Annotated in this window: 5 protein-coding genes; 4 read left to right on the forward strand and 1 reads right to left on the reverse strand. The window is 37.3% G+C overall.

Features of this window, described 5'->3' with window-relative positions; translation table 11 throughout:
- From VB797_RS22910 to VB797_RS22925, 4 genes are all read left to right on the forward strand, one after another.
- Positions 1 to 206, forward strand: a 206-nt coding sequence (locus VB797_RS22910; RefSeq protein ID WP_323240049.1) for a hypothetical protein, incomplete at its 5' end; no start/stop codon positions are given.
- A 342-nt stretch (positions 207 to 548) separates the two neighbouring features.
- Entirely contained in the window at positions 549 to 1,838 is a 1,290-nt protein-coding gene (locus tag VB797_RS22915) for a sensor histidine kinase (protein ID WP_323240050.1), read from the forward strand.
- A 202-nt stretch (positions 1,839 to 2,040) separates the two neighbouring features.
- Positions 2,041 to 5,178 (forward strand): GAF domain-containing protein, encoded by a 3,138-nt coding sequence (locus VB797_RS22920; protein ID WP_323240051.1) that lies wholly within the window; start codon positions 2,041 to 2,043, stop codon positions 5,176 to 5,178.
- Positions 5,179 to 5,523: 345 nt separating this feature from the next.
- Positions 5,524 to 6,726, forward strand: a complete 1,203-nt coding sequence (locus tag VB797_RS22925) for a glycosyltransferase (RefSeq protein WP_323240052.1) — start codon at positions 5,524 to 5,526, stop codon at positions 6,724 to 6,726.
- 211 nt (positions 6,727 to 6,937) lie between these two features.
- On the opposite strand, the gene VB797_RS22930 is transcribed toward VB797_RS22925, so the two are convergent.
- On the reverse strand, positions 6,938 to 8,293 hold a 1,356-nt coding region (locus tag VB797_RS22930), incomplete at its 5' end, for an SAM-dependent methyltransferase (protein ID WP_323240053.1).

Genomic DNA, 8,293 nt, shown 5'->3' on the forward strand with positions numbered 1-8,293 from the left:
CTTGCTCGCTAATTACAACCAGCGTAGTGCGAGCGTCTGGCGATCTTATTGTTACCAGGGAGCGAGACCCGGACACTACAAGTGCATTACCGATCGGAATTAATGTCGCGGAGTACCGAAAATTAATTACAATTACTATGCTTTTAAATTTTAACAACGGATGCGTTTCTTTTGAATTAAAACCTTTAATTAATAATTATAAGTAAGTGAGTTCTAACTTTTTTCTACCCCCTCTTTTCCCTCTCCTCATTTCTTAATGTCAAGGAAACTTATCTAATTAGAAGATCGGTGCCGAATAACCCTGGTTATTCAAGCTTTTCAAGGTTAAACTGGTGAGTATAATTCGTAATTCGTAATACCCTTCCCTACGGGACACCTTGCGGTGAACGGGAACACAGAAAGGTGAACGTAATTCGTAATTAATACCCCATAAATTAAATTTAGGGGCTTCGGTAGAGTCATTACCACGGATAAATCCGTCTTGCTCAGACCTTAAAATTTTACTCGGTGAGAATGCATTCTTTGTCTATTTAGTCATCTATATCAAAATGCTATCTACGATATTTATTCCTCACGGACATTGTTATCTGTGGAAAACTGGGTTGGTGTCGCTGCATCTAATTTCAGATTCATTGATTACGGTGGCTTATTTTTTAATTCCCATCATGCTTGTTTATATAGTTAATAAACGAGAAGATGTTCCTTTCGATTGGATATTTCTTTGCTTTGGTGCTTTTATTGTTTTGTGTGGCTTTACGCATTTAGCCGAAGTTTGGACTTTATGGCATCCCAATTATTGGGTTTCGGGGTGGTTAAAAGCTTCGACTGCGGTAGTATCTTTAGGTACGGCAGCATTACTTTTTTGGTTAACACCGAAGCTGTTAGCTATTCCTAATGTTCCTAAATTGTCAGCGTTAAATGTAGCTTTGGAAAAAGAAATTATTGAAAGAAAGCTGATAGAAACAAAGCTAAGTTTACAAACTCAGCAGTTGGAAGAAACATTATTGCAGCTTCAACGCACTCAAGCTCAGATGATTCAGACTGAAAAAATGTCTGGTTTGGGACAAATGGTAGCGGGAGTCGCTCATGAAATTAATAATCCGGTTAGCTTCGTTTATAGTAATCTTGTTCCTGCTAGAGAATACGCTCAAGATTTTGTAGAATTATTAGAACTTTATCAGCAAGAATATCCTCGAAGTTCTCCAAAAATTCAAGATAAAATTACAGAGATTGACCTAGATTTTATCAAAGATGACTTTATGAAGTTACTGGATTCGATGGAGGTGGGAACTGAAAGAATTTATAAAATAGTTTTATCTTTACGTAACTTTTCTCGGCTTGATGAAGCTGAATTTAAAAAGGTTGATATTCATGATGGAGTTGATAGTACTTTGATGATTCTAGGAAGTCAATTAAAAGCAGCTTCCGGACATGATGAAATTCAAATTATCAAAGAATATGGTGATATTCCTCTTGTAGAATGTTATCCGAGTCAGTTAAATCAAGTATTTATGAATATAATTGCTAACGCTATCGATGCTTTTGAAGAAAAACAAGATAATAGCTCCAATCAGATTACAATTTCTACTGAAAAACTTGATAATAATTTTATTGCGATCGCGATTGCAGATAATGCTTGTGGTATTCCCTCGGAGATTAGTAAAAAAGTTTTCGATCCGTTTTTCACGACGAAACAAGTAGGTAAAGGAACGGGTTTGGGTCTATCTATCAGCTATGAAATTGTTACAGATAAACATGGTGGTAAATTATCTTTTGATTCTATTCCGATGAAGGGAACTAAGTTTGTAATCGAGATTCCGATTACTCATAAAAAATAAATAGGAAGTAGGAAATAGGGAAGATTAATCACAGAAATTCGTTATCTTCGAGTAACCCTATTCCTGAGTTTTTAGTTAAGTAAATTTACTTATATAGCTAAATTAGACGTTTTTGAAAACAGAAAATATTTCAAACTTAGATAAATTATCTGTTTAACTGGGAACAATAAAATAAACAGTAAAATATACAATTTTAATTCCCATGACAGAAAACGTTTACGAATCAACATTTATAAGCGTAAGAGAATGCCAGGAACAATTACAGCGCACAAAGCAGTATCAAAAGCAACTTAACCGGATTCTCAGTAGAATTCGTGCTTCGGTGGATTTGGAATCTCTTTGTGCGGATACTAGTCAAGATATTTGTTGGCTTTTGGGTGTTGAAAGGATAGCAGTTTATAAGTTTAACGAAGACTGGAGTGGAAGTTTTGTTAATAACTTCGGATTTGCACGCATTCCTTGGAATGAGATTCGCTCTTTTGGGAAAAACTTAGTTTGGCAAGATACCCATTTACAAGAAACCAAGGGTGGAAGATATATAAAAAATGAGCCTTATGCAATAGAAGATATTTACGTTGCGGGATATTCTCGCTGTCATATAGAAGCACTCGAACAATTTCAGATTCGTGCTTATGCTATTTCTCCTATTTTTGTCGGTACAAAATTGTGGGGGTTACTTGCGGCTTATCAACATTCTCAACAGCGTCAATGGTTAGATGATGAAGTAGAATTTTTGCATCAAGCTGGTAGCTATTTGGGAATAGCAATGCAGCAAGCGGAAACTTTTGCACAGAGTAAGCAGCAAAATACGAAGTTACAAAACGCCGTTGCAAGACAACGAGCTTTGATGGAAGTGGTGGGCAATATTCGCTCATCTTTGGATACTAAGTTTATCTTTGATACGACCTGTAAAGAACTTTGCAAGCTATTAAATTTAGAAAGAGCGGCAATTTTTCAATTTGATGAAGATTGGAGTGGCGAATTTATTAGTCATTTTGGGACAGTGGAATCCCAATGGGAAACTACTAATCCTTTTGGCAAGAATTTAGTATGGCAAGATACTTATTTACAAGAAACAAAAGGAGGACGTTATCGGAATAATGAAACCTTTGCGGTTACTGATATTTATCAAGCAGGACATACGCGCTGTCATATAGATATTTTAGAGCAATTTAAAATTCGGGCTTACACTTTAGCGCCAATTTTTATTGGTCTTAAATTATGGGGTTTATTGGCAGCTTATCAACATTCTTCGCCGCGTCAATGGCTAGATTACGAAGTAGAATTTTTGTCTCAAGTGGGAGGACAGCTTGGGGTTGCGATTCAGCAAGCGGAATTTTTACAACAGTCGAAACAACAAGCATTAGCTTTAGAAAAATCGATTGCACGACAGCGGACTTTGACTGATGTGGTTACAAAAATTCGGTCTTTTTCTAACATAGATTTGATTCTAGAAACTACCTGCCAGGAAGTTTGTAAACTGTTACAAGTGGAAAGAGTTGGGGTTTATCGGTTTAATGAAGATTGGAGTGGCGAATTTGTCAGTAATTTTGGGATTCCTGAAGTTAATTGGACTAATGTTAACCCTTTTGGTAAAAATTTATTTTGGCAAGATACTCATTTACAAGAAACAAAGGGTGGTAGATATCGCCATAATGAAAGCTTTGCGGTAAACGACATTTATCAAGCCGGACACGTAAGATGTCATTTAGATATTTTGGAACAATTTAAAATCCGTGCTTATGCTTTAACTCCGATTTTTTTAGGGCGTAATCTATGGGGATTATTAGGAGCTTATCAACATACAGCAACCCGTGAATGGGAGAATTTAGAAGTTGAATTTTTAGCTCAAGTTGCCAATCAATTAGGAGTAGCAATTCAAAGTGCAAATTTGCTTTCTCAAACTCAAACTCGCGCTGACGAACAGCGTCAATCGGCGCAACAGCGAGAGATTCTGTTTGATGTAGTTGCTAAGATTCGCGAATCTCTGGATTTAGAAACTATTTTTAAAACAACCGCTCAAGAAATCAGACGCAGCTTGCGAGTTGATAGAGTAGCAGTATTTCGATTTCAAGAAAATAGCAAATATTGCAATGGTGAGTTTATTGCCGAAGACGTATTAGCCGAATTTGACCCAGCATTACATTTGCGCTTTGAAGACCATTGTTTTGGTGAAAGTTACGTCCCTCAATATGCTCAAGGAAAAGTTTTAGCCGTTTCCAATATTTATAAAGCTGGGTATCAAGATTGCTATATTGAAAGCTTAGAAAGATTCCAAGTCAAAGCGTATATTTTAATTCCTTTGATGGAAGGTAAACGTTTGTGGGGACTTTTATGCGTTCATCAATGCGGTCATTATCGTAATTGGAAAGATGAGGAAATTAAGTTTGTTACCCAAGTAGCAGCACAGTTAAGTGTCGCTTTGAAACAAGCTAATTTGTTAGGAAAAACCCGCGAACAAGCCGAGCAGTTAACTCAAACTTTGAAAGACTTACAAAAAGCTCAGATTCAAATGATTCAATCCGAGAAAATGGCTTCTTTAGGTCAATTAGTCGCGGGTGTTGCTCACGAAATAAATAATCCAGTCGGCTTTATTCACGGCAATTTGCAACACGCTGATGAATATACTAAAGAATTGATGAAATGTTTGAAACTGTATCAGCAGCATTATCCGCAACCAGTTGCAGAAATTCAAGAATATCTCAAAGAAACAGAAATAGAATTCTTGTTTGAAGATATTCCTAGCTTATTTAAATCAATGCAGGTAGGAACCGATCGCATTCGTGAAATTGTTTTATCTTTACGCAACTTTTCGCGTCTGGATGAAGCAGAAATTAAGGAAGTTGATATTCATGATGGTATTGATAGTACTTTAATGATTTTACAAAATCGACTCAAACCAGAACTACATACTGTTGAAATAGAGCTTGTTAAAAGCTATGAAGTATTACCACTCGTAAAGTGTTATCCAGGTCAATTAAATCAAGTATTTATGAACCTGTTAACAAATGCGATCGATGCTTTAGAAGAACATAATAAACAGCGCAGTCCCGAGGAAATAAAATTAAATCCCGGTAAAATTCAGATATCAACATCAGTCATCGATCGAGATTGGGTAACTATTTCTATTGCAGATAACGGTTCTGGTATACCACCAGAGATTCAAGACCAAATATTTAACCCATTTTTTACGACTAAACCAGTAGGTAAAGGTACGGGTTTAGGACTTTCAATTAGTTATCAAATTGTTACTGAAAAACATGATGGTAAGCTGTATTTTCATTCATCTCCGAATAAAGGAGCAGAATTTGTAGTAGAGATTCCGATTAAGAAAAAATAATTCGTTTTAAAACCAACTTTGTAGAGACGTTGCACTGTAACGTCTTTATCAGTATTTAGGCAGTATAAACCCATCTACTATTCAAAATTTCGTTTATCCCACAAGATTTTTATCTAAATAATCCTAAGATATATGTCTTGCGAAATATTAATTATAAATTGGTCAATTAATCAAGTATTATTTTGCTGATATTTTTATAGATCGATACTAATAATAATATCACTTTAGGCAGAGTAAAAATAATTAAAAAAACATGAAACTAAAACTGTATTAAATATCTCTAAAAGCTTGAATTATAAATGAACAGCAATTATTTGGTTCTGAACGAATCAAGAGAAGTTTTCTATGGATAAGCTTTTACAAATAGTCACACGAGAAGCTATATCCCAAAAACTATCTACTCAACCTTTAGTAAAAACACCACCGCTAAGAGAATGCGAGGTATGTGCAATTGTTCCGGTTCGGAATGAAGCCGAAACCCTTCACAGTACTCTTAAGGCTTTAGGTAAGCAAATAGATTTGTACGGACGACGTTTTGACCCGAAACGTTATGAAATCATTGTTTTAGCGAATAATTGTAGTGATAATTCAGCCGCGATCGCCAATAATTTCGCAGCCCAAAATCCAGATTTAGCGCTGCACGTAGTTGAAGTAACTCTACCCCCAACTCAAGCTTACATCGGCAGAGTCCGCAAGATGTTGATGGATGAAGCATACCATCGTTTGCACGGTTTGGGACGTAAACGCGGGGTAATTGCTTCGACTGATGGTGATTCTCAGGTTAGTTCTAACTGGATAGCTGCTAATTTATCCGAAATCAATCGCGGGGTAGATGCGGTTGGTGGAAGAATTACTATTCATAGCAATCAACGCAGTGCATTACACCCAAATGTTAGAGCTTGCTATTTGCGAGAAGTCGGCTACCGTTATTTAATTGCAGAATTAGAAAGTTATCTTAATCCAAATCCTTACGATTTATTTCCCCGACACTTTCAACATTACGGAGCTAGTTTAGCAGTCACGGTAGAAATGTATGCTTTAGCTGGAGGATTACCCCCCGTCAGAACTCCCGAAGATGAAGCTTTTTACCGGGCTTTACTACGTGTAAATGCGAGATTTCGCCATAGTCCGCTAGTCAAAGTTAAGACTTCCGCTAGACTTACTGGACGCAGTGAAGTGGGTTTAGCCAACCAGTTGAATGAATGGACAAAAACGGGAAGTCAGGCTTTCTTAGTTGAACCAGGTGAAGCGATCGCAACTCGTTTTCGAGCGCGTCATCAATTGTGGATACTTTGGTGGTGTATTCTCAAGGGTTATTCACCAACTCAAAATATAGCAGAATTAGCAGATACTTTTGGTGTAGATACTCAATGGCTCACCCAACAATTGCATCAGCCTCAATCCTTCAATTCTCTGTTTGAACGTGTCGAACAACGTTCTTTACAACAAGGAATTTGGCTTGCTCGTTGGGGTGAGGTTGATATTCAAGAAGCTATTCCACAGTTGCGGAAGCTTCTGGAAGATTTGCGAAACGCAAAGGAACGCTAAGGTAAACGCAAAGGAACGCAAAGTAGAATATCTCTATTGGTACTATAATTACGAATTACGTTCACCGAGTAAAATTTTAAGGTCTGAAGCCCCCACTCTACCGAAGCCCCTAAATTTAATTTATGGGGCATTAATTACGAATTACGAATTATACTCACCTTTCTGTGTTCCCGTTCACCGCAAGGTGTCCCGTAGGGAAGGGTATTACGAATTATACTGACACCCGCTCAAATAAATCCAAACGATATTGTTCTTCTCGTTGTCCTTTTAAATGTCGTAGTTTATCGGGGGTGGATTCCATAAAAGCATCATGTACTTGCTCGCCGTTTAAAGGATAATCTTGAGCATAAAGAGTCCAATGCACTAATAATAAATGTCCCCCCGGTTCTAAATGTTCTAAAATCATTTGTCGTGTTGTAAGCAAATCTTCCCAACACAAGTAATAACCAACTTCAGAAACTAATATTAAATCAAACATTTCTTCAGGGAATTGCTGCGGTAAGCACATTACCTCAAACCGCACTTGATTGAGATGTTTACAACGCTCAATTGCTTGCTCTTGGGCAATTTTAGATGCATCAACTGAAAGTAAAGATTTACATTTGCTTGCTAATTTCTCAGTTAAAATACCAATAGAACCACCAATTTCAAAAGCATTATTATACTGTTTTGGTAAAGCAGCTAAGGTAGCAGCATATTTTTTTGCTTCATACTCGCTGGTTTCAAACTTCCACGGGTCAGGGTCGTGACTGTAAAGGGCTTCAAAGTAACTTGCTGGTAAAGAAGATTTTTGTATCTGTAATTGCTGCTGGGGAATACTAGCATTATTTAGGGCTTCTATAAATTCATCAAAATCGGTAAAGTCTGTAATAATTTGCTTTACTCCAGCATCTTGTAGCACCTGTTGATTACTAGTAACCCCGACAAAAGGTAATTGCAACTGTACCGCTGTGAGAACATCCCAAATTCCATCCCCGATGCAAACTATTTTGTCAAAATCGGCAACACCATACCTTTCCTTAGCTCTAGATATAGCCGTTTTGACAATTTCTTCCCGTGAAATACTATCATCAGCACTAGCTATCGGTACACCCCCTTGTATCTCTCTACTTCTTTTCTCTGCGTCTCTGCGGTTTTTTAATCCGATCGCTTCGAGTTTCATCCTAGCAGAATCCAACCATCCACCCGTAGCAAGTGCGATCGCCCAATCCGCATCCGCAATTTTACGCAGCATATGCAACGTTCCAGGTGTTTCTAAAAACATTATATTATCGACTGCATAACTCGACTTCAGCAGTTCTACAAAGCAATTTTTCAGCTTTAGTAGTTCCTCTTCTTTGGGAGAGCGTCCCCAAAAATCTTGAAAAATCTGGATAGATATCGCTGAATCAGTAGTGTGTCCGTAATCACTCCAATTAGTATTAATTCCTGTAATTTGAAATTCCTCTGCAAAAGCTTTTACATAGCATTGAGTATCTATATCGTTCGTTTGGGTAAGCGTACCGTCGATATCGAAAATTGCTAGTTTCATGGAATAGGGGGGATGGGGAGAGGGGGAGAGGGGGAG

It is taken from the genome of Rivularia sp. UHCC 0363 (assembly GCF_034931125.1).
In the GTDB taxonomy this organism is placed as follows: domain Bacteria; phylum Cyanobacteriota; class Cyanobacteriia; order Cyanobacteriales; family Nostocaceae; genus Rivularia.

What these genes read in the sequence shown, in the direction of transcription:
- VB797_RS22915 (WP_323240050.1), top strand. Translation starts at nt 549, where the DNA reads ATGCTATCTACGATATTTATTCCTCACGGACATTGTTATCTGTGGAAA.
- VB797_RS22920 (WP_323240051.1), top strand. Translation starts at nt 2,041, where the DNA reads ATGACAGAAAACGTTTACGAATCAACATTTATAAGCGTAAGAGAATGC.
- VB797_RS22925 (WP_323240052.1), top strand. Translation starts at nt 5,524, where the DNA reads ATGGATAAGCTTTTACAAATAGTCACACGAGAAGCTATATCCCAAAAA.